Annotated in this window: 23 protein-coding genes; 13 read left to right on the top strand and 10 right to left on the bottom strand. The window is 53.3% G+C overall.

Annotated elements, in window-relative coordinates; translation table 11 throughout:
• Positions 1-141: 141 nt before the first annotated feature.
• Entirely contained in the window at positions 142-834 is a 693-nt protein-coding gene (locus tag FHW16_RS13015) for a GntR family transcriptional regulator (protein WP_182549643.1), read from the top strand.
• A gap of 123 nt (positions 835-957) precedes the next feature.
• Here the strand turns inward: FHW16_RS13015 and FHW16_RS13020 are convergent, their stop codons facing one another.
• From FHW16_RS13020 to FHW16_RS13050, 7 genes are read right to left on the bottom strand one after another with little or no spacing between them, the layout of a single operon-like run.
• Positions 958-2,013, bottom strand: a complete 1,056-nt coding sequence (locus FHW16_RS13020; protein ID WP_182549644.1) for a polyamine ABC transporter substrate-binding protein — start codon at positions 2,011-2,013, stop codon at positions 958-960.
• Positions 1,997-3,163 (bottom strand): NAD(P)/FAD-dependent oxidoreductase, encoded by a 1,167-nt coding sequence (locus FHW16_RS13025; protein WP_182549645.1) that lies wholly within the window; start codon positions 3,161-3,163, stop codon positions 1,997-1,999. Before FHW16_RS13025 ends, FHW16_RS13020 begins: the two co-directional genes overlap by 17 nt.
• On the bottom strand, positions 3,160-4,530 hold the full coding sequence (locus FHW16_RS13030; RefSeq protein WP_182549646.1) for an NAD(P)/FAD-dependent oxidoreductase: 1,371 nt from the start codon (positions 4,528-4,530) through the stop codon (positions 3,160-3,162). Before FHW16_RS13030 ends, FHW16_RS13025 begins: the two co-directional genes overlap by 4 nt.
• On the bottom strand, positions 4,523-4,831 hold the full coding sequence (locus FHW16_RS13035; RefSeq protein ID WP_182549647.1) for a (2Fe-2S)-binding protein: 309 nt from the start codon (positions 4,829-4,831) through the stop codon (positions 4,523-4,525). Before FHW16_RS13035 ends, FHW16_RS13030 begins: the two co-directional genes overlap by 8 nt.
• Entirely contained in the window at positions 4,831-5,625 is a 795-nt protein-coding gene (locus tag FHW16_RS13040; protein ID WP_182549648.1) for an ABC transporter permease, read from the bottom strand. The genes FHW16_RS13035 and FHW16_RS13040 overlap by 1 nt, the downstream gene beginning before the upstream one ends.
• Before the next feature lie 3 nt (positions 5,626-5,628).
• Positions 5,629-6,501 (bottom strand): ABC transporter permease, encoded by an 873-nt coding sequence (locus FHW16_RS13045; protein WP_182549649.1) that lies wholly within the window; start codon positions 6,499-6,501, stop codon positions 5,629-5,631.
• Positions 6,498-7,571, bottom strand: coding sequence for an ABC transporter ATP-binding protein (locus FHW16_RS13050; protein WP_182549650.1), 1,074 nt, complete (start codon positions 7,569-7,571; stop codon positions 6,498-6,500). Before FHW16_RS13050 ends, FHW16_RS13045 begins: the two co-directional genes overlap by 4 nt.
• Before the next feature lie 173 nt (positions 7,572-7,744).
• On the opposite strand from FHW16_RS13050, the gene FHW16_RS13055 reads away from it, so the two are divergent.
• Positions 7,745-8,554 carry an IclR family transcriptional regulator gene (locus FHW16_RS13055; protein WP_182549651.1) on the top strand — a complete coding sequence of 270 codons (810 nt, stop codon included), beginning with the start codon at positions 7,745-7,747 and terminating at the stop codon, positions 8,552-8,554.
• A gap of 94 nt (positions 8,555-8,648) precedes the next feature.
• On the opposite strand, the gene FHW16_RS13060 is transcribed toward FHW16_RS13055, so the two are convergent.
• Positions 8,649-9,719, bottom strand: coding sequence for an adenylate/guanylate cyclase domain-containing protein (locus tag FHW16_RS13060; protein ID WP_182549652.1), 1,071 nt, complete (start codon positions 9,717-9,719; stop codon positions 8,649-8,651).
• Between the two features lie 124 nt (positions 9,720-9,843).
• Between FHW16_RS13060 and FHW16_RS13065 the strand changes: the two genes are divergently transcribed.
• A complete protein-coding gene (locus FHW16_RS13065; RefSeq protein ID WP_182549653.1) occupies positions 9,844-10,281 on the top strand; it encodes an SRPBCC family protein in 438 nt (145 codons plus the stop codon).
• A gap of 109 nt (positions 10,282-10,390) precedes the next feature.
• Here FHW16_RS13065 and FHW16_RS13070 read toward each other — a convergent pair whose 3' ends face one another.
• The gene (locus FHW16_RS13070; protein ID WP_182549654.1) at positions 10,391-13,078 is read right to left on the bottom strand and encodes an autotransporter domain-containing protein; all 2,688 of its coding nucleotides are present in this window, start codon (positions 13,076-13,078) and stop codon (positions 10,391-10,393) included.
• A gap of 248 nt (positions 13,079-13,326) precedes the next feature.
• On the opposite strand from FHW16_RS13070, the gene FHW16_RS13075 reads away from it, so the two are divergent.
• Positions 13,327-14,160, top strand: coding sequence for a LysE family translocator (locus FHW16_RS13075; protein WP_348643882.1), 834 nt, complete (start codon positions 13,327-13,329; stop codon positions 14,158-14,160).
• A gap of 57 nt (positions 14,161-14,217) precedes the next feature.
• On the opposite strand, the gene FHW16_RS13080 is transcribed toward FHW16_RS13075, so the two are convergent.
• The gene (locus tag FHW16_RS13080; RefSeq protein ID WP_182549655.1) at positions 14,218-14,880 is read right to left on the bottom strand and encodes a response regulator; all 663 of its coding nucleotides are present in this window, start codon (positions 14,878-14,880) and stop codon (positions 14,218-14,220) included.
• A 91-nt stretch (positions 14,881-14,971) separates the two neighbouring features.
• Here FHW16_RS13080 and FHW16_RS13085 point away from each other — a divergent pair, with 91 nt between their 5' ends.
• The 9 genes from FHW16_RS13085 (at position 14,972) to FHW16_RS13125 (ending at position 24,811) form a co-directional block, all read left to right on the top strand.
• Positions 14,972-16,753 (top strand): ATP-binding response regulator, encoded by a 1,782-nt coding sequence (locus FHW16_RS13085; protein ID WP_246711748.1) that lies wholly within the window; start codon positions 14,972-14,974, stop codon positions 16,751-16,753.
• A 76-nt stretch (positions 16,754-16,829) separates the two neighbouring features.
• Complete coding sequence (locus tag FHW16_RS13090) at positions 16,830-17,129, top strand: PadR family transcriptional regulator (protein WP_182549656.1); 300 nt, start codon at positions 16,830-16,832, stop codon at positions 17,127-17,129.
• Positions 17,130-17,173: 44 nt separating this feature from the next.
• Positions 17,174-18,379 (top strand): chromate efflux transporter, encoded by a 1,206-nt coding sequence (gene chrA, locus FHW16_RS13095; protein WP_182549657.1) that lies wholly within the window; start codon positions 17,174-17,176, stop codon positions 18,377-18,379.
• Between the two features lie 308 nt (positions 18,380-18,687).
• Entirely contained in the window at positions 18,688-20,709 is a 2,022-nt protein-coding gene (locus tag FHW16_RS13100; RefSeq protein WP_182549658.1) for a BTAD domain-containing putative transcriptional regulator, read from the top strand.
• 33 nt (positions 20,710-20,742) lie between these two features.
• Positions 20,743-20,985 (top strand): hypothetical protein, encoded by a 243-nt coding sequence (locus FHW16_RS13105; RefSeq protein ID WP_182549659.1) that lies wholly within the window; start codon positions 20,743-20,745, stop codon positions 20,983-20,985.
• 101 nt (positions 20,986-21,086) lie between these two features.
• Positions 21,087-21,314, top strand: a complete 228-nt coding sequence (locus FHW16_RS13110) for a hypothetical protein (protein ID WP_182549660.1) — start codon at positions 21,087-21,089, stop codon at positions 21,312-21,314.
• A 79-nt stretch (positions 21,315-21,393) separates the two neighbouring features.
• A complete protein-coding gene (locus FHW16_RS13115) occupies positions 21,394-22,650 on the top strand; it encodes a YcaO-like family protein (protein ID WP_182549661.1) in 1,257 nt (418 codons plus the stop codon).
• Positions 22,647-23,387 (top strand): TfuA-like protein, encoded by a 741-nt coding sequence (locus FHW16_RS13120; protein WP_182549662.1) that lies wholly within the window; start codon positions 22,647-22,649, stop codon positions 23,385-23,387. The genes FHW16_RS13115 and FHW16_RS13120 overlap by 4 nt, the downstream gene beginning before the upstream one ends.
• Positions 23,388-23,662: 275 nt before the next feature.
• On the top strand, positions 23,663-24,811 hold the full coding sequence (locus tag FHW16_RS13125; RefSeq protein WP_182549663.1) for a hypothetical protein: 1,149 nt from the start codon (positions 23,663-23,665) through the stop codon (positions 24,809-24,811).

Consider the following 24,811-nt stretch of genomic DNA (forward strand, 5'->3'; position numbering starts at 1 on the left):
TTCCTCCCAATAATTTTATGTGCATTTCCACGGCTGGCGATGATCCTCCGACATCGTCTTCGTCGTTAAAGCACTAATACATCAGTGCATCAACAAAATAATTATGATACTGGTTAAACCAGGAAATCAGGGAATCGGCATATGAGTGGCAGAGTGAACGGTGGCGTTCTGGATCGGACCAGGCAGGTAGCCCATCAGATTCATGAAATATTGAGAGACCGGATCCTTGCTGTTGAGCTCGTGCCCGGAACAGTTTTGTCGCGGGCATCTCTGCAGCTGGAATTCGGTGTCAGTCAAACCCCGGTCAGGGACGCTCTGATGCGGCTCGAAGAGGAAGGTATCGTCGAGGTCTACCCACAATATGCCACTGTTGTCGCCAGAATCGATATCGGGCATGCCAGACAGGCCCAGTTCCTGCGCCTGTCTATCGAACTCGAAGCGGTTCGGCGGCTGACCCTGGAATGCCCGGACCAAATCGCAGCCGAACTGGACGAGATTCTGTTGCGGCAGCAACAGGTCGCCTCCCCGCAAACATTTGATCTGTTCGATACGCTCGACAAGGATTTTCATCGCAAGATTTATGAACGCGCCGGTGTTCTCAATTTATGGTCGACCGTACGTCGCCAGAGCGTGCACCTTGATCGGTTACGTCGCCTCAATCTTCCGATGCCGGGCAAAATGCAGACGGTATTGGAAGATCATTGCCACATTATCAGCGCGATCAAGTCAAGGGATCCACAAGCAGCAGCCCATGCTCTTCGCAAACATCTTTCCGGAACTTTGTCGATCATCGATATCATCAGCGAACAGTTCCCTGACTACATCCGCCAGTGAGATGAACCGGCAATCGACAAAGTCGTTGTTGACACGACAACGGTCTGTTTTGGTTAGAATTGCCGAAGCAACCTGAAGTATTGGCGCGGCTTTGACCGAAATGCCGTGCCATACGATCAGGAGTTACTGCTCGATCTTGCGATTCCAGCGGTTGTTCCATTCGGGCCGGTTTTTGTTGATAGCGTCCCAATCGACGACCTTTGCATTGCTCATATAGGTCTGAAACGCCGTCAGCTTCTCTTCTCCTCCGGCTGTTCCAGCGCGCGTCTTCACGTTTGAGGGAACGATGTTTCCCTTGTCCAGCGCCTTGGCCTGCGCTTCGGCGGAAAGGAGATACTGGGCCAGCTTCTGGCTGAGTTCCGGTTCGGTGTTATTTGCTATCACACATTCGGAGACCGTCAGCACAACCGATCCTTCTTTTGGCTGCGCATATTCGACCGGAATTCCCTTCTCCTTCAGATTATTGACCGCAGTCGGTGTAAGGGGAAAGATCGCGGCATCGCCAGTCTGGACCATTTCTGAAATTTTTGCCGAGCTGGAGATGTACTCCAGAACATTCTTGCCAATTGTATCGGCAAATTTCTCAAACCCCGGTTCGACATTGTTCTCATCGCCGCCCTGGATACGGTTGAACATCAGAAACGCGTGGAGGCCGAAGGTTGAGACCGAGGCTGATTGAAAGACCACCTTGCCCTTGAATTTGGCATCGGCGAGATCCATCCACGATGTGGGCGCACTCCAGCCGTTCTGGTCAAACATCTGCTTGTTGTAGGCAAGGCCGGTCATGCCCATGTCAATGCCGACAGCCATATCGTCCTTCATGCGCGCGCCCGGTGTAATGTCATCGAGAACAGGGGAAGCCTGCAATTTCTGGCAGAGGCCAGTACCAATGGCCCTGACCATGACACCATCGTCCAGGAACATGACGTGCATCTGCGGATTGTCTTTTGCTGCTGTCGCCTTGGCGAGAATATCGGCGGACGTTCCCGGGACAACAACCACTTTGACGTCATTGGCTTTCTCAAACTCGGGAAAAACGTCCTGAGTGAATGTGCGTTCGTAATTTCCGCCGTTCATCCCGACGTAAAGTGTTTTGGTCTCCGCCTGAGCGTGTGAGGCGGCTAAGCCAGCCACCGTCAGAGTAAGTGTGGATACCAGGCAATTATTCAACCATTTCATTGTGAGTTCCCTTTTTCTTGTTGTGTTGTGGAGGCATGTTATGGAAACGCTCTATCGAGAAAGCGGCGATCGGCGTTGCTGTTTCGCCTGATGTGACGAGGTCGCACAGGATGGCACCCACCGCCGGGGCCACCTGAAAGCCGGCACCGCAAAAACCGAACGCATGGAAAAGGCCCGGTGTCGTGCCACTTCGGCCGATGACAGGATTATTGTCTGGGAGTTGCCCTTCCGTACCCGACCAGAAACGGATCACGTGCGCTCCCGCAAGATGGGGGAAAAGTGTGGTGGCCCGTTTCATGACAGCCAGAGCTGCCGCGGTTGACGGCCGGGAGAAATCGGGGTCGATAAGAGCGTAACCGCGTCCACCGCCCATGATGTAATTCCCGCGTTGAACCTGTCGGCAGTAGAATCCACCGCCTTCTTCGCCCAGGCTGACTGGCAACCGCAAGGCCAGTGGTTCTGTCACAACCATCGACGGATATATACGGGAGAGTGGCGCGGGTTCATCGAAGTCCGTGGCGATTTTGTTGGCCCAGGCACCGGCGCTGTTGATGAGAAAGTGGCACGTTATCTCGCAGTCAGTACCTGCTTGAAGCGCAAATCCATCACTCGTTCGTACCGCAGCGTGCACAGCAGTCTGTTCAAGAACAATAGCCCCGGCATCGCGTGCCGCCTTTGCAAAGGCTGGCGATACCAGCCGAGGGTTGGCCTGCCCGTCATCCGGACAAAACGAAGCGCCGGCAACGTTGCCTGACAGCCATGGAAAACGCGTCTTTGCCATTGCGCCTGTGAACAGCTCAAGATTGAGACCGAAGGGTTTTACAGTTTCGGCATATTGCTCAAGCCGCGCGAAGTCTTCCGGCTTGCGTGCGAGCTTCAGATGCCCGCTGCGTTGATATTCTCCGTCAATCCCGATCAGCTCTTTCAATCGTGGCCAGATCTGGTGCGCCCGTTGTGAAAGCGGGAGCTGCGCTACGGAGCGGCCCTGACGTCGCACCCCCCCATAGTTGACGCCGCTTGCCTGTGCTCCACAAAAACCTTTGTCCATGAGGATGACCGACAAGCCGGCCTTGCGCAGCGCAAGCGCGGCAGAACTACCGACAAGGCCGCCACCAACGATGGCAACGTCTGCAGAGAAGCGCCGGATCATGAGCCACCTTCCTGAAGTAATAGTGGCAGTGGCTTGACGGGAGCCTGTGCGCGCAAACGGCCAATGTCCGCAAGTTTAAGGTGTTGAGTGGCCGAAAGAACTTCGGCCATGGCTGCGCTGCACATGCGTCCCTGACACCTGCCCATACCAGAACGGCTAAGCGCTTTCAGTCGATTGAGCTCACGAAGCTCGCCGCCGTTTATGGTGTCAATAACGGTGGAAACAGTGACTTCTTCGCAACGGCAGAGCTTCGTATAGCCGGGAATCTGATCAAACCAATTATCCGGAAACGGAAATGCTTTTTCAAGGATGTCCCGCAGTCCAGCTTTCCGTCGGCGTGCTTTGACAAGTGCCGACATTCGTCCGGGATCAACCGTAGTACCAGAATCCTGTATCAGCGCGAGGGCAGCAAGTTCACCTGAAATCTCCGCGGCATCGGCCCCGGCAATACCGCTGCCATCACCGGCAAGATAAACACCCTGGCTGCTCGTGCGGCCTGCCTCATCCGTTACCGGCAGCCATGTGCGATCCCTGTCATCGAAGCGGAATGTACAGCCAGAGAGGTCTGCCAACTGCGTTTCGGGGCGAAGTGCGAAACCATATGCAATTGCGTCACATGCTATGGAATGCACCTTTGTTCCCGACTTGAAGCTTAGCCCCTCGACATATTGGGAGCCGTCCACACGGGTTGGACGAACATTGTAGCGAATTTTTACACCGCGGCTAACAAGCCTTGCTGCATAGGACATTCCGATGAGCACGAGGCGCGGATCAAACCGAAATGCAGAGAGAAGGTTGAGCTTGGCCGAGAACGGAGCTGTATCGAGGACCGCAGCCACATTGCCGCCCGCCTTCACATATTGCCAGGCAACAAGGTAGAGAAGCGGGCCGGATCCAAGGAACACAACATTCCTTCCAATAGTGCAGCCTTGTACTTTCAACGCAGTTTGCGCGGCCCCCAACGTATAGACACCAGGCAATGTCCACCCCGGAAAGGGGAGTATGCGGTCTGTCGCTCCAGTCGACAGAATGAGATTTTGAAAGCCAATCTGGTGATGCTTTCCATCCGCCATAAGGTGAAGTTCATTGCCGGCAATATTCCAGACCAGCGCCTGCGGCATGTAATCGATGGAAGGCAGCAGACCATCGAATTCCCGGTGCAGCCTTGTAGCTTTCGCGGCCTCTGAACCGTAGAGATCGGTTGCGCTGCGACCATCATCAACGAACGGGCGGCGATAAATCTGACCGCCGGCGCGAAAACCTTCGTCGATAACAATCGGCCGCAGGCCCGCAGCAACGAGCGTTTTCGCAGCGCAGATTCCCGCAGGCCCGGCTCCGACAATCACGGGAGGCAAAGTGTCATTCATTGCCGCGTTCTCGCGTTACGAACGCCATTTGGGCTTCGAGAGGCGTGGTACAGGCACGCACCCGCCTTCCGCAGGCAAGGGTCACGAAGCAATCCTGACAGGCTCCGATAAGACAGAACCCCGCGCGCGGTTCGGCAGTAAATTCACTCAGGCGCAGGCGGTCGGTCGCCGACATGATTGCAACAAGAACGGTGTCACCGCGTCGCCCGGAATAGGCGATGCCATCGATCGAAAACGGGACGTGCGCTTCGTCGCGTCGAAAGTGACGCTGAAACTGTGATCGGGAATGATGAGCCGACATCAGCCTTTCCCTACGAGCAATTGATCAAGACCAAACAGCCTATCGAGGATGATCATCGTCACACCGGTCACGGCGATCATCAGGGTCGAGACAGCGGCCATCATCGGATCGATCGACTCGCTCGCATACATGTACATGCGCACAGGCAAGGTGACCGTTGACGGTGAGGTCACAAAAATGGACATAGTCAACTCGTCAAAGCTGTTGATGAACGCGAGCAACCATCCGCCGCTGATGCCGGGTAGAAGCATCGGGAAGGTAATCCGCCGGAACACCGTCCATTCACCTGCTCCAAGCGTACGTGCCGCCATTTCGGCACTTAGATCCATTCCGTTCAGTGCTGCCAAAACGAGACGAAGGGCATATGGCATGATGACCATCACGTGGGCAGCCACGAGCCAGCCGAATGAACCGGTTGCGCCGATGAACGAGAAGAGGCGGAGGAAAGCCACACCAATTACGAGATGTGGAATGATGAGTGGCGACAGAAACAGTGCATTGAGCGCATCCCTGCCCCTGAACGAATATCGGGTAATGGCAAGAGCAGATGGAACGGCAAGCATCGTGGAGATGGTCGCCGAGAAGAGTGCCAGACGACCACTGTTCCAAAACGACGCTACAAAGTCCGGATGATTGAAAACGGCTGAAAACCATCGGAAGGAAATACCATTCCATGGCAGGGAAAGCGTATTCTGAGGTGTGAAGGCGACAAGACAAACCACAACAAGGGGTGCCATCACAAAGAGAACAATCAAGGTGTGAAATGTGAGAGCGACAAGACCATTCTTCTGCATGGTTTATCCGAGCCTCCGCTTTGCCTGACGCTCCACCATGCGGTTATAAGCCAGCATGATCGCAAGATTTGCCAGTAGCACGATGATTGCGATTGCGGCTCCAAGTGGCCAGTTCAGCTCGATCAGATATTCATCGTAAACTACCGTTGCAGCCATTTTTAGCCGTCGTCCGCCAAGCAGACCCGGAATGGCAAAGGCGCTGGCTGAAAGTCCGAAAACGATCAGGCTGCCTGAGAGGATACCGAGCGTTGCCTGCGGAAAAACAATGCGGCGCAAGGCGGTAAACCGCGAAGCTCCCAGTGACAGGGCGGCCGCTTCAACCGTCGGATCAAGCTTCTGCAATGCCGTCCAGACAGGAATGACCATGAAGGGCAGCATGATATGTACAAGCGCGATGACAATGGCGGTTTCGGTATAAAGCAACTGCGCCGGTTCAAGCCCAATCGCGGCCAGAGCATGATTGACCGGCCCATCGCGGCCAAGCAGCATGCTCCAGCCAAACGTTCTGACAACCACGGATACCAGCAGCGGCCCGATAATCACCAGTAGAAAGATCGAGCGCCATGGCTTGCCCATGCGCGTGAGAATATAGGCTTCCGGTGTTCCCAAAAGAACCGTGATCACCGTGGTAAGCAAGGCAAGGCGCAACGTCCTCCAGAATATGGAAAGATAATATTTATCCTGAAGAACGGTGAGATAGTTCGCCGTTGTATATTGGTTCTGAACGCCGCTACTGTAGTCATACACATTGAATGATAGAACGGCGGTCAATGCGAGGGGCAGAAGAATAAGCCCGATGAACAGCAACGTGGCTGGCGTGGCCAGCAAAAATGGTGCCAGCAGACGCGGAGAGTTTTTGGCAACAGCACTCGTCATGATTGCACGATGACTTCCTGCTCAGCGGCCATTATCCGGCATTCTTCTATTTTCCAGGAGAGCCCCGTGATCTCTCCTTCGAGCGGCGGGGGCGCGCCCAGATTGGCAACTGAAACGGATATTTCGCCGGCTGGCGTCGTAACGCTCAGAAGCCATTGGTTTCCAAGAAAATAGCGGCTCGATATTGATCCCTGCAACATACCCTCGGCGGGAGCCGTCAAACAGATTTTTTCCGGCCTGACTGACAAGCAAAGTTCGCCGTCCGGGTAATTTTTGGTCGAAGGAATCTTCAGGTCCGTATTGTCGACGATCAGCGATACACCGGAGGTTTCGTTGACCGCACGAGCAGCCAGAAAATTTGATTTGCCGACGAACGAGGAAATGAAATTGTTCTTCGGATGCTCATAGAGACTATAGGGCTGGTCGACCTGAGTGATCTTTCCGCCCTCCATAACCACGACCCGATCGCTGATGGACAGGGCCTCCGCCTGATCATGCGTTACCATGATTGTGGTAATGCCCACGACCCGCTGGATGCGGCGCAGTTCGAATTGCATTTCTTCGCGCAGCTTTGCATCGAGATTTGATAGCGGTTCATCCAAAAGCAAAACCGGCGGCTTGATCACAAGTGCTCTGGCAATCGCCACGCGCTGGCGCTGACCACCGGACATTTCACGCGGATAACGATCGGCGAGAGGCGTGAGCCGGACCAGAGAAAGGATCTCCGCAACCTGCTTGTCGCGTTCACTCCTAGCAATCTTTCGCATCTCCAGACCGAAGGCGACATTCTGCGCAACAGTCATATGCGGGAAAAGCGCGTAACTTTGAAAGACAACCCCAAGTCCCCGTTTGGCCGGCTTTTCCTGTGTGATATCCCGGCCATCAAGGGCAATTTTACCGCTGGTCGGTGTCACCAGACCGGCGATCATCTGAAGGGTTGTTGTCTTGCCGCAACCGGACGGCCCTAATAACGAAATAAACTCGCCCTTTTCGATTTCCAGATCAAAGTCGCAAACAGCAGCAAACTCTCCATAAAATTTGGAAACCTGCTCGAGGTGTAAAAATCCCATTACGCAATCCCCTGAGTTCAGATCCGCCATCATGCTTGCTTTGTGGCAGTTTCACTATTAGTGACCTCAATCGGCAAGATTCATCAAACAAAATCTTGTATTCTGGAATAATATTTATAAAAATTCTGAAATACAAAATTAGCTAATTTGAAAACCAACAGATCGTCATAAAAATGAAACAGCAAATCGAGACAAGCACGAGCCTGAACAAAGCTGTAAATCTCATGAGGGCGCTTTCGCAGGGACCGGCAGAAGGAATGCGGCTAAAAGAGCTGGCCCAGAATGTCGGTTTGAATCAACCGTCAGCCCATCGCCTGCTGAAATCGCTCACTGCCGAAAATCTCGTTGAGCAATTACCAGGCAGCAAGCACTACCGCCTGTCCCTTGAATTCTTTTCAATGGCTGCCCAGGCGCGCCGTCGTGATGGCATTCTTGAGATCGCAAGACCGGCGCTTCTTCGCCTCTCTGCAACCCTGAATGACACGGTCTTTCTTCTCGTTCGCAGTAACTTTGATGCCGTCTGTCTGGATCGTGTTGAGGGTCCATTCCCGATACGCTCCTTCACCGGCGATATCGGTGGTAAGGTTCCCCTCGGAATTGGTCAGGGGAGTATTGCGATACTGGCTTTTCTTCCTGAGCAGGAGCGTGATGCAATCATCCAATTCAACATGCCACGCATTCTTGATCGTTCCCAGATTGATGAAGTCGACCTGCGTATCAAAATCGAGGAAGTGCGGCGCCTGGGGGCGGCTCACATCAATTTCGACATGATCGCAGGCATGGCAGGACTTGGTGTACCAATATTCGATAACAAGGGGAGTGCCGTGGCCGCTCTCAGCATCGGCACACTTTCCGACCGTTTGACCGAAGCACGTCGCGCCACCATGACTGATCTCCTGAAAAGCGAAGCAGCCACGATCAGCGCCAAACTCAATCCATTTGACCCGGCATTGCGGTACCCAAGTCAGGCTCTCTCGCGCTAACAAGGCTTAAGACGCTTGGGCTTTTCGCACGAACTGTGTCCAATCCGAGATCACCTCAAAACCTGAAATGCGACTGGCGAAGAGGCCGGCTTTTTCAGTCCGGTAACGTAAAAACCGCGCACGGTGCGCTGATGCCACGCAACTGATGCTCGCCGAGTGGTATCAGCGGCTGTGTCGTTTCCGCAGCGAAGGTGCCGGAAAGCAGCACCATATGGCCGAGCGGCCGGCACAGGCCCTCCAACCGGCTCACCAGATTCACCGCGCGGCCAATCGCCGTGAAATCGAGCCGGTCCGCGGTACCAATATTACCCCACAGCATTTCACCAAGATGCAGTGCCGTTCCGAATGCAAGAGGCGGCTCGTCCCGCGCTGCGCGGGTGCGGTTGAGATGATCCATCCCGGCTCGAGCCGCAGCAGTTGCACGTAAAGCTGCATCGCATGCCGCAGCTGCATCGCGTTCTCCGATCGGGAAGATCGCCAGAACGCCGTCACCAATGAATTTCAACACCTCACCGCCGAATGCATGCACTGCACCGGCAATGCGATCAAACCAGGCATCAAGGGCGGCTATTACCTCCTTTGGTTCGGTCGTCTCGGACAATTCTGTGAAGCCGCGCAGATCAGCAAACAGCAGGCCCGCCTGGATAGTTTCACCCGTCTCACGCCGCAGACGCCCGGCCAGCACCTGGGTTGCGCTGCGCCGACCAAGATAGGTCGTTAACAGCGCGGTCGTCGTGGAGCGTGCGGCCAGTAAGGCAAGTGGGGCGGCGGCAAAGCGCGCAACCTCGCGCAACAGTTGCGCTTCAGATCTGCTGAACGGCCGACTCGCAGCCCAGACAAGCATGGCACCATCAGACGCAGTGCCGGCGAAGTCTTCCCGCACCGCACCTGTGCCAAGGCTGCTCAGCCAATTGCGCGCGGGAGAATCCTCAGGATCGCCAGCTCCGGTCAAGCCCAGCGCTTCGATCACTTTTCCCGAATCTGCGCGCCATAGCCATGTACGCCGTTTGATGATCGGGTGTGGCGCTGCCTGCATCAGCGCGCCACCGGTCAGTGGCACACCGTCGGCGAGAAGCCGCACAGCGAGCGCCGTCAGGAAGGCGTCACCGTCCGGCATGTCGATCGCCTTATCAATCAGAAAGGAAAGTGCGGATGGCAATTGCATAACGGTCATCATGCAGAGATGGCGAACACCTGTCACGAGCTTTTGTTTCTTGCCTCAAATCCCGATTGGCTTACACTGCGCCGTTGCTGGAGTGACATTGCGCCCTGTTAGGAGGAGATCGCCGATGACCGAGACGCTTCGCAATGAAATCGAGATCGCAGCCCCACAGGCAACGGTTTTCGCCTTTCTTACCGATCCCGACAAGATCCTGCGCTGGATGGGGACGAAGGCGACAATTGAGCCGCACCCCGGTGGTATTTATCTCCTCAGCGTCAATGACACGCACACGGTCCGTGGACAGTTTACCGAGGTGATACCGGTCCATCGCCTGGCCTACAGCTTCGGCTGGGAAGGGAATGAAAATGTACCGCCGGGATCGAGCCTGGTCGAGATCGACCTCATCGAAAAGGATGGCGGCACGCTGGTGCGTTTCACCCATAGCGGACTGCCCGACGAAACGGAGCGCGCAAACCATGAGAAGGGCTGGAACCACTATCTGCGCAGGCTGGTTGTGGCCGCAGCGGGAGGTGATCCTGGACCGGATACACCTGTCGATGGGTGAAGGCTGAGCCCCATCGGGCAGGGCATGCACGTGCGGCCACAACACGTCAAGTCGACAACGAAGCGAACATTGGCCGTTATATCGACTGCATTCTTCCCAGGAGCAGGACTCAGAACTTCCAACTCAAATCGCCACGCAGGCCATGTGCCTGTGCTTTAGCCGACATTTGACCCGTATACGAAACGCCCAAAGTCACCTTTTTCGTCATGGAAAACTCGAGCCCGACCTCCGTGACAAAGGCATTCCGAGCGATCGGTGTCCCTTCGATCGAGAACGGCGCGCCTCCTGAAAAAGCGAACGTTGTGTCTGGGGATGTGTCCCCGAAAGCATGCTGCCATCCCAACATTCCCCTAGCCATTAGCTTTGCCTTATCACCGACAGGAACATCGGTTTGCACGCGCAGCCCCATGGTCGTGAATACGTTGTCATCCGTATCGCTCTGAGATTTCAGCCTTGCCGCACCGCTTTCGCCGATGCCATCTGTGTGCAGGTTAGCATAGGCGAGATTTGCGAATGGCTCGAACACGACACCATTGTAATTGAAGGCATAACCAGCTTCCCCAAATACCTGCGCAGTTCTGGCATCGTAATCGGCAGCAGAGGGGCCAAATGCGGTAGCGCGATCCGTTTCCACCCTATGCCATGTATGGGCAGCACCAAACCGGAAAGCCAGCGCATCAATCTCGGTACCGGCATAGGCAGCAACAGTATAACTGTCGACCGATGCCGAGGACGCACGTCCTTTCGCGTCGAGGGACGTATTGCCATATCCTCCGGCAAAGCCTGCGCGCCAAGAGCGTCCGAATTCGCCATCGGCACCGATGTAAAATCCGCCTGACGAACGTTCAAGCTTTGCCACATTCGAGCCACTGGACAGATGGCCCCAAGAACCATAAGCCTGCCCCCACAACGCGGAAGACGCATCTGCAGCGACTGAAACTTGACCATTTGACCCATAGCCAAGCAACGGCAATACTGGAGCCATTGCAGAGCCAGATGCCGCACGCAGGCGACCAGAGACGACATCCCTTGCAAAGCGGCTTTCATCGAGCAATGCCGATTTGACACTGGAATGGATTTCGCCTGACAGGCTATCGAATACCAGCCGCGCGCCGTGGGCATTTGATCCAATGATCAGGTCATAAATAGAAACGGAAGGATCCTGTGTTCCGGGAACACTGGCTAACGCAAGTCCATCTAAACTTTCTGCGCCGGCTCCAACTGCTCTCTGGTTTTTTGTCAGGCCGACCTCAGCAAAAGCGGTCTTGTTCCTTATGACATTCAGATAAGTGTTGTTGGCATCGTAGCCAAGCGTCAGATCAAGGAAGGCATAATCAGCCTGCACTTTATCGAACTTTCCCGTAAGGCCACCAGATGCCAGGATCGTATAGCGGGCGTCGCCGCGATATGTGCCCGGGTTAAGGAAGGCGTCGACGGTACCGCCTGCAAGTTCTGCCGTACCCGATATGTCGACGCGACTTGTCCCTTCCGCAGCACCAATCTTAACCCGCATTGCTGCATCAGCCGCCTGGTGATAATTGCCATCAATCGTTAACGTTCCGCCGTCTGCGCCCCACCCGCCATAAATGGTGCCATGGTTGTCGACATTGCCATATATTGCTCCATCACCGGAAAGTATCCCGCCGCTTTGGATCGACGTGTCTGAACCAATACTGCCCGCCAGTGCCAGAATCCCGCCATAGATACGCGTTTTGCCGGAATAGGTGCTGTTGCCAAACATCATCAGCAAGCCATCACCGGTTTTGACCAGCCCTCCGGTTCCTGTGATGTCATTGAACCAGCGACTTTGAACACCGTCCAACTTGACGTTGAAATCACCCCAATCGAACTTTCCCGGTCCCAGCACAGCACCGCCTGCATCAAGGAGCCCGTATCCGTAGACGTCATCAATGCCAGGATCGCCAATGTCGATTGCGGTTCCAAGAAGGACTTGCCTGACCTGATCCATCGTCATGTAAGGGAACATCTGCTTGACCAATGCTGCCACACCCGCGACATGGGGCGCGGCAAAGGACGTTCCAGCAATCCTCTGATACCCACCATTCCCGTCGACGGTAAAGATGAATTCAGCCGGGGCGGCCAGGCACCAGTTTTTGGCAACACCGCAGTGATTGCCGTATTGGTAATCATACCCGGTTACAGCCAACCAGCCGCGTTCGAGCTCCGGAATAAGGTAGGGTATTGCGGATTCTATAGTTGGTTGTCCACGGCTGTCATTGCCGGATCCCCAGATCATCAGGGTATCGTTGTCCACCGCATGCTTGTATGCGGCAATGTCTGCTTGGTACATCGAATATACGACATCCGGCGGATAGTCAGTGATTGCGGATTCTGAGCCATAACTGTTGTTGATGATATGTACGTCACGCGAAACCAAACCATATATTCCCGCGAGGGAAGCCTCAGTACTGACGTAACCATCTTCAGCTTCAGCATTCACGGCGACGATAGTTGCTCCCGGAGCAACACCATGCATTCCCTTGCCATCTCTGTTTGCTGCAATGATGCCCGCTACCGCAGAACCATGGGTTACAGAGTTTGAATCAACATCCCATGGCTTGTCAGGCTGGACAGTAATACCTTCTTCATATCGTCCGGTGAATTCCGGATGATCTTTGGCAAGACCCGAATCTATGACGCCAACTTTGACGCCACTGCCGTCCACGCCCATTGCGTAGGCATAATTCGCGTAAATATAAGAGAGCCCCCATTGGGCCTGGAACTCCGGCGTATACCAGGTTTCAGGATTGGTTGGATCGCCTGCTGATTGTGCCAACGCGTTTCCGGAAAAGCACGCACTTAAGAGCAGCACAGCCGCATGCTGCCTGCACAGGTTTACCATCCTCATAACGACATCCCCCATCCGCCGTGTTCCGAAGACCCGACGATACAACTCTCGATTGTTGAGCTTTAACATCGGCGGAATATTTCCAGCCATACGGCAGTTGCCGTATTTCGCTATGGAATGATTGTTCAAATTGGTGAAAGACGCGATTGCGGCTTCTGTTGATCCCAGAGCGAATAATGCTCCGGGATAATGGTTTTCCTGCACACCCATTAACCGTGACGGCATGTCCAACCATTGATCGATGTCGAAATACGACACGTGCCGTATGTCGCCTTTTCGCATCAAAGCGTAGTTCTCCCTGCATCGGCGAAAGCATCCGGTTCAACCGGAAGGCGTTTATCCGAAACTGCTCCGACCAAGGAGAGTTGTCTTTATCAGCTGGAGGAGCTGCTATGTTGCCACTGGATCAATTGATGCCGTTTGCCTTTGCAACACTGCTTTTTGCCTGTATGCCGGGCCCTGCCATTCTTTACATGACCGCACAGACACTCTCGTATGGACGGCGGGCCGGATTAATGGCGGCATTTGGCGTCCACCTGGGCTGCTATGTGCATATCCTGGCGACAGCACTGGGTTTGGCTGCAATCCTCGAGCATGCTCCCCTCATATACAGCGGCATTAAGTTTGCCGGCGCCGCCTATCTCGTCTGGTTGGGTATCACCATGTTCTTTGGTCGTGGCAATAAATCCCGGAATTCAGTTGATACCGAACCAGGCGTTTTACGAGACAGCATCATCGTTGAAGTACTCAACCCGAAGACCGCGCTCTTCTTCCTGACATTCTTGCCGCAATTTATCGATCCGAGCCTCGGAACACCTGTCTGGCTGCAGTTTGTCCTCCTCGGTATGATCGTCAATCTCGCTTTATCTGCTGCCGACTTGACTGCCGTCGGTATCGCTTCCTTTGCCCTTGGGCGGGTTACAAAGGTCGGATCAGGATGGCTTGTTCCAAAAGCATGCGGGTCGATTTTGATCGGTCTGGGTATCGCGCTTGCACATAAAAGCGCCTGATGACATCGGCCGTTGATGACAATCAAAAACGGGAATAGCCAGTATCTCCCGGTGTTTCTAGCCTGCCGGGAGGCCGAGACGAATAGCATACGCCGTCAGTTCAGCGCCGCTGTGCAGATCAAGTTTCCGCATAAGATTCTCGCGATGCTTCCGCGCCGTCAGTGGACTGATCCCGAGCCGCTCGGCGATATCGCGTGTTGTCACGCCGTGCGGGATAAGCGCCAGCATCTGTCGTTCCCGCCGCGTAAGGTCAACAGGAGAGGCTATAGTCGGCTTCGGTTCAGGAAATCCGTCCGGCTTTCGTTGCTGGCCAACCGCGAAACGCACATCCTCGGCGACATAGACCTCACCACGCTGCAAGGCAGTGATGGCAGCCATAAACTCTGTCGCATCTCCGCTCTTGGTCAGATATCCATCAGCGCCAGCATCAATTGCAGCACGGACCGAGCGCGGCTCGAGATTCGCTGTAACGACCAAAATCTTCACATTGGGCCAAGCGGTCCTGATGTTCTTGATAAACTGGAACCCATTCACGCCAGGCATACCAAGGTCGAGAACAAGAAGTTCAACCGCAACTTCCTTGAGCAGACGTTCAACCGCGTCACCATCCGCCGCCTCACCGACAACTGTAAATCCTTCGACTACCGACAGAAGCAGTTTCAGCCCCTCTCTGACAAGAGCATGATCGTCAGCAAGGATAACCTTCGAAAGTCCAAGCATATCTTCCACCCATTTGATATTGAATTTCGAAGCGGCGTCATTTGACGTGGTCAAGAATCAGAATAGGACAACGATGATCTCCGAGCAACGATTGCAACCTCATCTTGTTGATCTTTTGTACCGTCAATCCTATGCGGTATTATTTGCCAATTTCGTCATTCCTCTTCCGGTTGTGTATGTCCTGTGGAACTCCGTGCAAAGCGGTTTCCTGCTGTCCTGGATGGGAATGATTTATTGCCTGACTGTCGCGCGCGTCCTGGTCTCGCATCGATATTTCAAACGCTATCGCGGCGAACCCGCTCGAACCACGGAAGACACCACGTCATGGGCGTGGCTTTTCACCATCCTTTCGTGGGCTTCGAGTTTGTTGTGGGGGATGTTCGGATGGTTCGGATTTCTGGCCGCTGAACCGCAACTGCAAGCCTTCACCACTATCGTACTGACGGGCCTTGTTTGTGGCGCCATTCCATCACTATCGGCCTTTCCCATCGCCTACACAGGATCACTTGTTGCCATGCTGCTGCCTTTGGCGGCCCGTTCCGTTGTTGGTGAAGATACGATCAACAATGTCTACTTCTTATTCGTCGTCTGTCTTGCAGGCGTTAATCTCTATTACAGCCGCATATCATACCGATCGATGGTTGAGACGGTTCAGCTGCGTTTCGAAAATCTGTCGCTTATCACACAGCTGCAAACAGAAAGAGACAAGGCACGAGCCGCCGACCGCGCAAAATCCCGTTTTCTGGCTGCAGCAAGTCATGATCTGCGGCAACCTATCCATGCACTCAGCCTTTTCAACTCCACACTGGCTGCCTTGGGCATGCGAGGCGATGTACGCGGCGAAGACGCCCGCAATCTGGCGCGCCGAGTAAAATCAGTTACGACCAACCTCAGCGGATTGTTGAATGCGCTCCTCGACGTATCGCGGCTCGATGCAGGTATTGTAACCGCTGCAAAAGAGCCCGTATCTCTGTCACGCCTTTTTGACGACCTGCATGATGAATTCTCAGGAAAGGCGCGGGAGTATCGACTCGAGTGGCGGCTCATCGATACCCAATATTGGGTGAATACGGACCCCATGATGCTGAAACGCATTCTTGGAAACCTGCTCTCCAATGCATTTCATTATACAGATCAGGGCCGGGTCTTGCTCGGTTGCCGCAGACGGGGTTCATCCATCGAAATACAAGTGTTTGATACCGGCATCGGAATATCGGCAGATCAGCAGGACACGATTTTCGATGAATTTCACCAATTGAGCAATCCTTCAAGAGATCGCGAAAAGGGGTTGGGACTTGGACTTGCAATCGTTCGCCGGACATCGGGATTGCTCGGCCACCCGCTAAAGCTTGTTTCATCTCAGGGACGCGGTTCGATGTTCTCGATTACGGTTCCTTTGATTGCCACTCCGCCATCCGCGCCAACCGTTCACTCCGCTTTGTCAACGACAGGCTCCCCAAGCATTATGATTATCGAAGACGAGCGGGATGTACTTGATGCAATATGCCAATTGCTGACGGTTTTAGGCTATCAGATTCACGCTGGAAGATCGGCCAGTGAAGTGATTCAGGCTCATGCTACCGCAACAAATGGGAACAAGCGACCCGTTGATCTGATCATCGCTGACTACAGACTGGAAAGCGGTACGAACGGTTTACAGGCTATAGAAGAAATACACGGATATCTGAACCAGCGAGTGCCTTCCATCATATTGACAGGTGATACCTCTCCTCTGGTTCTGAAGCAGATTTCAGACAGTGGTTATCAACTTCTGAGCAAGCCGATTGATGGGGATGTGTTACAGGAAGCCATTCACAAGGCATTGCAGTCAACGCGTCTACATGCCGATAATTTGCACTACGTTCCTGATTGACATCCGCCTGTCTGACACCATAGCCTTACGATATCGAAAACCGATAGCGTGATCCGCAGAAATATGTTTGGATGCCATGGAACATCAGGATCTACTGAATGGTCTCATTCGGCTGCACGTCCTGCATCATGCAGCCAAGGGCGAATTTTACGGCCAATGGATGATCGAAGAGCTTGCGCATCATGGATACAAACTGAGTGCCGGAACCCTTTATCCGATGTTGAAGGCAATGGAAAAGAAGGGTTATCTTGTTTCCGAAAATCGCCGCGACGGTCGCACGGTACGCAAATTCTACCGGGCAACTCTCTTGGGACGCGAAGCATTGGAGATTTCCCGCCTCAAGGTAAAGGAACTCATCGGGGAAATGATGGTCTAGTCAAAAGGACCGACATTCCCTGCCTTACCAAGGCAGGTTACTGAATGGAAGCGGTCAAGACAGCACCCGGTCGCATTGCCGAGGTTTTCATCGTATTCCTGAAACTCGGCCTTACGTCGTTCGGCGGACCGATTGCCCATCTCGGATACTTTCGCGAAGAATTTGTTAACCGTCGGAAGTGGCTGTCCGATGAAGCATATGCCGACATCGTGGCTCTATGCCAGTTTCTGCCCGGTCCCGCTTCCAGCCAGGTGGGATTCACGATCGGCATTTTCAGAGGCGGCGGTTTGCTTGGAGGCATTGCAGCATGGGCAGCTTTTACCTTCCCCTCAGCGCTTTTGTTGTTTGCATTCGCCTATGGCTCAGCAAGTTTTGCAGGACCAACCGGCCAAGGTATCATCCATGGATTGAAACTTGTCGCAGTTGCAGTCGTCGCACAAGCAATATGGGGAATGGCCCACACGCTTACTCCAGACAAGACCCGTATTGCCATTGCCCTGTCAGCCATTGCTGCAGCCGTATTCCTCAATAATGCTATCGGGCAGATCGGCGCGATTGCGGGCGGTGCGCTTCTGGGTCTTGCTCTTTGCAGAACGGCAAATGTCCCGAACACACATCATCTTAATTTCCCGGTATCTCGGCGGACTGCGGTGCCGGCCCTCGTTCTTTTTGCTGCACTGTTTGTCATACCCTCACTTGTTTATGGATATTTCCACTGTCAGACCCTCTTGCAGTTTGATGCATTTTATCGATCCGGCGCATTGGTGTTCGGTGGAGGACACGTTGTGTTGCCCCTCCTTGAAACGGCAGTCGTAGGCGCGGGCTGGGTAAGCCATGAAGCGTTTCTCGCGGGGTACGGCGCAGCACAGGCCGTACCCGGCCCACTCTTTACATTTGCGGTATATCTCGGAGCAATCGCCAGTCCGCCACCCAATGGACTGGCTGGAGCGATTATTGCGGTAATCGCGTTATTCCTGCCCGGATTGCTTCTGGTGTATGGAACATTGCCGTTCTGGGAAGGTCTGAGGCGTCGCCCTCAGGCACAAGCTGCAATGAGAGGGGCCAACGCCGCCGTGGTCGGAATCCTTGCAACAGCATTTTACAGCCCGGTCTGGACAAGTGCTGTTTTGACTCCGTTGGATTTCTTGCTGGCGGCGGCAGGGTTCCTGTTCCTGACAGTTTGGAAAACTCCACCTTGGATCGTCGTTATCACTCTGGCTACGGTCGGAGCGATTGCCAGTATGTTTTGAATTTACCTCCGCGCCTTAATCGGCACATCAAGCGCCGATAAATTCAGGCGCGAGTATCAGAGTACGGGCGCTGCTGATACGTTTGAGAATGTACCGTCTTTCCCTTCAAATCCTCTAGTGCCGTGGGGTTAGCACGCCCATCGCATTTCTTGGCCTAGTTCTAAATCAAATTCATTATAATTTTATCTAATTGGAGCTATAGAGAACTAGTACAACTTATAGTAGATTAGAATATTGGTGCAAAATTAAAAAAATATCATGCATTTCTAAACCTATATAAAGACGACGGACCGGGGGCTTCTGTCATCATGAGATTAACGGTTTTTGGAGAAGCTACGGTCATTTTTGGCGGGGTGCGTGTTTCGCGTATACCCAGTAATTTCTTTCGGATTGTTGTATATCTTCTTCTGGAAAGCAGGGACGCTTCTGTGTCTCGTAACAAATTGGCGCAAATGCTCTGGTCGGAAACTGATCAGGCACATGCTTCCATGAACTTGCGCCAAAGCCTTGTTCGGATACGCAAATTTCAGGAGCAGTATAATATCTCGCTCATTGAGAGCGATGCGAACTATGTCGGCCTCAATCTTGCCTCCGTCGATACCGGTTCTACAGAAATTGATCTCATCGAATTCATGATTTCCTGTGCCCAGGAAAGTGTCGACTCCATCCTGAAGATTTCCGATCTTTATCGCGGGGACTTGCTGGCTCAGAATGAGCCAAACAATTCCGATTTCGATGAATGGCTGGATAACAAGCGCGTCAAACTTCGTGACGACTTCATCGCGGCACTGGCGACGAGCCTGGAACGACCGGATTTCAGCATTGACAACAAGCGGCTGATCGCCCGCCGGCTGATTGAGGTCGATCCATATCAGGAGATCGGCTATCGCAAGCTTATGCAGACGGCTTCCGAGCTTGGAATGATCACAAAAGTCGAGCAGGCGTTCAGGGAGTGCAGCAAGAAACTGCATGATGATCTCGGTGTCGCCCCTGAGGCCGAAACCGTTGAGCTATATCAGCGGCTGATGGCCAAACGATTGTTTCGCGCGCCCTATCCACTGCTCAATTCACCCTCAGATCTTTCGTTCAATAACATCAGCGCTGACGTGCAACCTCCTCACCTTATTCAATCGCCGGGTGAATTGGAATTGTCGAAGCAGTTTACGCTGCCAAAGGTTATCGTCCTGTTCGTGCCACATAATCCTGCTGATCCTATGGAGCAACTGGCAGGCTCGCTGGTTGACGACATTACCATTGGTCTGTGCCGCTTGCGTACTTTGTCTGTCATTGCACCATATACGTCGTGCAGGGTCGTAACGGAGGCGAACATCAACACCTTCACCGATCTCCATGATCATCTGGGTGTCGATTTTGTCTTCGACAGCAAGGTGGTACGACGCGACGGCTCCTGCTTCCTGTCTGTCAGACTCATCAATACGCGCTCCCGACACATCGTATGGGCTGAAAAACAAACGTTCGACTACGTTTTATCCGAGCAACAATATCGCCAACTGTCGATCCGCATCGTTCTCTCCGTTGTTTCAACGATCGAGAGGGTAGAGTTGGACCGCTACCATCAGCAGCTCCAAGATCCCAATGCCTATTACTGGTATCTTATGGGCAAAAGGGAAATTGACAGTTTGGACCTTTCAAAGGTGCGCATGGCACGTGAGGCTTTCAAAAGCGCATTGATAGCAGCGCCGGATTTTGTCCCGGCCCTGAGCGGGATCGCAAGAACGATGCAGCGGGAATGGCTGGTGTTGGCCCGCAATGAGAAAGACATACTGATCGAGGGGGAGAAAATCGCAAAGAAAGCAGCGCCAAATGATCCAGAAGACGAGCGGCCTTTGCGGGAACTTGGTACCATCAACATGTATCTTGGCAAGTATGACGAAAGTTTGGGCTATTTTGATCGGAGCGAGGCTCTCAGCCCCCAACACGCTGATCTCCTGGCAGATTATGCAGATGCCTTGACGCATTCCGGTGATCTCGATCTGGCTCTTGGAAAAATACAGCGTGCAATAATGTTAAATCCCCTGGCGCCGGACTATTACTATTGGGTGGGCGCCGGAACGTTTCACTATCTCAATCGCTTTTCCGAGGCCATTGGATATCTGGAGAAAATGACAAACCCGCGGTCAGCAGCCCGTTTGATGGCAGCGTGCTGGGCGCGATTGGGCGAACATGAACGTGCTGCTGAATACCGGACCTATGCGCTGGAAGATAATCCATCATTTCGGATTGATGAATGGGTAGAGTCAATGAGTCTTAGAATGCCGGAACACCGCCGTATGTATGAGGCATCTTTGCGAGAAGCAGGATTTCAGTAACGCAAATACAAACGCAAAAGGGGAATAATGCGAATGACAAAATACTATATCATTGGAGAAGCCGGCACTGATGATCTTTGGCTTATTAATATTGAGAAGAATATCATCGAAAAAATTGATAATACTTTCGAAGGCCCCGTTATCGAAACAATCAAAAAGGCACGGAAAAGCGGTGTCACGATAACCAAGGGAATAAATGTCGCCATCGTTACGAACAGCAGAGATGGGGCGGACGTAAAAATGTCTGTAAATGATCCCGGCACGGAAAAGTTATAAATGTCGTTGGATAACAGTATTTATCAGGAATAGTTTCTTGATATAGAAAAGAATCAAATTAATTTTGCGATGCGACTGTCCTTCATAGAAAGGTTAATCTCATGGCAAAGTTTTACATCATTGATGAGCCGAATACTGACAATATTTGGCTTGTAGATTTACAGAATAAAACTGTTGAAAGTCTTGATCGAGATTTGATTGAGTGCTCCGGAATCGCCGGAAATGACTTTATCCAGTCGATCAACGCGCGATCAGGAAATATCATAATCACCGAGGCTTATCGAAATGGACCGTCCGAACGGTTGTCATCGGCCAGCCCCGGTCAGTAATGCAAGCAATTCCAATGAGTATTGTCTATTTCAGAGCGACAGATTGAGTTTACTCTGAACGAAGTTCATTGGGGCGACAATGATAACACTGGACAGCACCTCTATTGAGGACCGGCTGGCGGCGGATGAAGAGAGCCTTCACTCTGCCGCTTGCCGGGGTCAACTATCGTCAGCACGGCTGATCGATGCGGATCAGACTGTAGAGCGGTTGCGTCCGTATTTTTCTCAACTTGGTATAGTCCGTTTAGCCGACACAACAGGGCTTGACCGGATTGGAATTCCTGTATGGATGGCAATCCGGCCCAACAGTAGAACGCTTGCCGTAAGCCAGGGCAAAGGGATAAGTGCAGCACATGCCCGTGCGTCTGCCGCTATGGAAGCGGCCGAAATCGCAATCGCGGAAAACATACCTCTCACGCCCATTTCCGCAAGCCGGCAACAGTTGCTTAAAACCGACAGGACGGTATTTGACGGCCGGATGTTTGTAATGCGCGGTGCAGACGAACCGGTGGACGACCTAACTATCGATTGGCTGGAAGGTTTTGATCTTCTCAAGAAAAGAACAGTTCTTGTGCCAAAGGAACTTGTGTCGATGGATTTTACCTCCGCACGCAAATTCCACCATTACTGCCAGTCGACCGATGGCCTTGCCTCAGGGAATTGTCTTCTGGAAGCTGTCATTCATGGCCTGTGCGAGCGCGTAGAGCGCGACGCGATCGAGCTATGGCGGTTCAAGCGTGACACCACCGTGCATGAGAGATGTGTCGATCCTGCGGTATTTTTCGACACACGTATCGACTGCCTGTCCTCGCAGATTGTTCAAGCTGGTTTTGAACTGCGCCTTTTCAACATTAGTTCTGATATTGCGCTTCCTGTATTCATGGCAACAATCAGCCCTTTGATTAGGCGAAGCGTTTATCTGCACTTTGATTTGGCTGCGGGTTACGGTTGCCATCTTTCACCCCGGGTAGCGGCCATGCGGGCAATAACGGAAGCCGCACAGACGCGTCTCACCAATATTTCGGGAGCGCGGGATGATTTCGATCCGTCGGAATATGCACTGCGGATCGCTCCAGATCTCGCCGTCTATCCAAGCGCAAAGCCGACCGATCATTGGCGGTTCGATGAACCTGAACCCTTTGAGTGCGCAATTCTTGACAATTATCTCGAACCGCTGCGCAAACGAGGCATCACCAGCGTGGTCGTTGTTCCACTGGGTGGCGAGGATTGCGGCATAGCCGTCTGCCGTGTGCTGGTCAATGAGCTTGAAAGTCCGTCCGGTGTCCGCAAACATCGCTTTGGCGGGCGGGCGTTAAATGCCATGTTATTGCAATGAGAATTCTGTTTGCAGGGCCAAGTTTATCCGGAACGGAATTCGTGCCTGTGCGCACCGACGAAGATCGCATACTCGCACATCATGCATTAACGTGCCGGGGGCCTGCACGATGTGGAGACATCACCCGTGCCGTGGATGAAGGATACCGCGTTGTCGGCCTCATCGATGGACGATTTGAAGACGTCGCAGCGGTTTGGCATAAGGAAATACTTCATGCCCTTTCGCAAGGCGTAACTGTTTTTGGTGCCGCCAGTATGGGAGCCCTGCGTGCTGCCGAATGCCATCCATTTGGAATGATCGGTGTCGGAGAAGTATTTTCCCGTTATGCGTTTGGCGGATTGGAGGATGATGCAGCTGTCGCACAAGTTCATGCACCGGCTGAGTTTGGCTACATGGCGTTCTCGGAAGCCATGGTCACCGTAGACGCGACCCTTGATGCTGCACTGGCCCGGTCGGCAATCACGGCAGAGGAATATTCAATGTTCCGGATCAGAGCCAACGCTATATTCTTCAAAGAGCGGAGTTGGGAACACATCTTTAATGCCGTTTCTTGCGATATTGACAATGCTGCTCAGCGGCTGAAACCTCATATCCGCAACATCAAACGTGACGATGCGCTGGAAATGCTCGATGCCCTGCTGAAATACACACCACCGGATAAAGACAAACATGCAAAGCCAGACTTAACCGGATGGTTGTTCAATGAAACACAACAATGGCGGAAACTACGGGCGTAAAAACCATCATTCCGGGGATTTTTTCAGCAAGCTATGCGAGCCGGCACCGGATCGGCCAAAGCATAGTTCCCGCGATTGTGCGGTATCCGCCATCCCGAAGATCTGAAAATGCTCCTCGCCGACGTGCCATGGCTCTCTTTCCTTTGACACGGGATATAGGCTCACCTATCAATCAGAAACCGTTTCAAGAAACTCGCGACTTAGCTATGTCTCAGACACCATCACAGTCGTCTCGCCAGCCAGTGACGCAACAACGAAGTCAAAAGAACACTGTTTTGCCAACGCTTGATCTGCGCACGGGCAAACAGGAAGAGGAAACCCGCGAGCTTATTCGTAAAGACATAGAGGGTTACGGGCCTTATTCGAGCTCCGGCATCCCCTGGCTAAAGCCTCAAGGAGAATCTGTGCCTTGGAGGTTCACTGATGACCCCGGCAATGGCCGGACAGGTGGGATGTGTTACCCGCAAACATTGTCTCCGTATCAAACGAGCCAGCTTTCCGTCGATGCTGCCAAGAAGGACCTGCCTGCCGTAAAAGGTCCAGGCAACCCGCCAGAGACCGCGAAAGAAGCAACGCCCAGTTTCGCAAACGAGCTCCTGAAAAACTTCAAAGCCGAGATAAAGACGGATGCGAGAACCGAGGAAGAAAAAACCAGGACGACCACGAAGGAATTTGGCCAAGCCGCCAACACGGATACCAAGCGTACAAACACGTATAAGGAAACCGGCAAGCCATTTGATGGCAAATATACGGTTGGCATGTCCTCCTCTGTCGGAAAAGATGGGGCTCTCTCCGAGGGCAAAGACGAAGACGGCTTTGCTCAAGGCTCCTACAAGGCCGGATTTGGCGAAGTTAAGGCTAGCAGCGGGCTAAATATTTCTGACGACTGGGCCGGTGGAAATGCCAATATTACCGGCAAGGTCGGAGCCTCGGCAGCGGTTGGCGTTTTCAAGGCAGATGGATCTCTTGGGAAAGACGGATTGGCGCAGGTCAAGGGTGGCGTCGAAGCGTTGAGTGCCGAAGCGAAGGCAGAGGCCGGCCTTAAGATTGGCACATACAAGGGATCACCTACTGCGACTCTGAGCGGAGAGATCGGTGCCTCGGCAACTCTCGTCGAGGGCAAGCTTGGAGGCGGGATAAGCATCACTCCGCGTCGCATATGGAGTCCCATCGTACATGCGTATAATGGCCTTGCCGACTGGGCTGAATGGGATAGCCGACTTGAAGAACTCGACAATAAGTTTGACTGGGGCTTCTTTGTCGAACTCAGTGGCAGTGCCGCTATCAGTGCCGAAGCAAGTGCAAAGGGAGAAGTCGGGGCGCTCGGAGACGGCAAAGTCGGGGCGCGCGGCAAATTGAAACTGGGGGCTGGCGTTGGTGCGGGCCTTGGCCTTGGCGGCGGCATCGTCATGCCGAAAAAATAA

The sequence above is a fragment of the Phyllobacterium myrsinacearum genome (genome assembly GCF_014138285.1).
In the GTDB taxonomy this organism is placed as follows: Bacteria; Pseudomonadota; Alphaproteobacteria; order Rhizobiales; family Rhizobiaceae; genus Phyllobacterium; species Phyllobacterium myrsinacearum_A.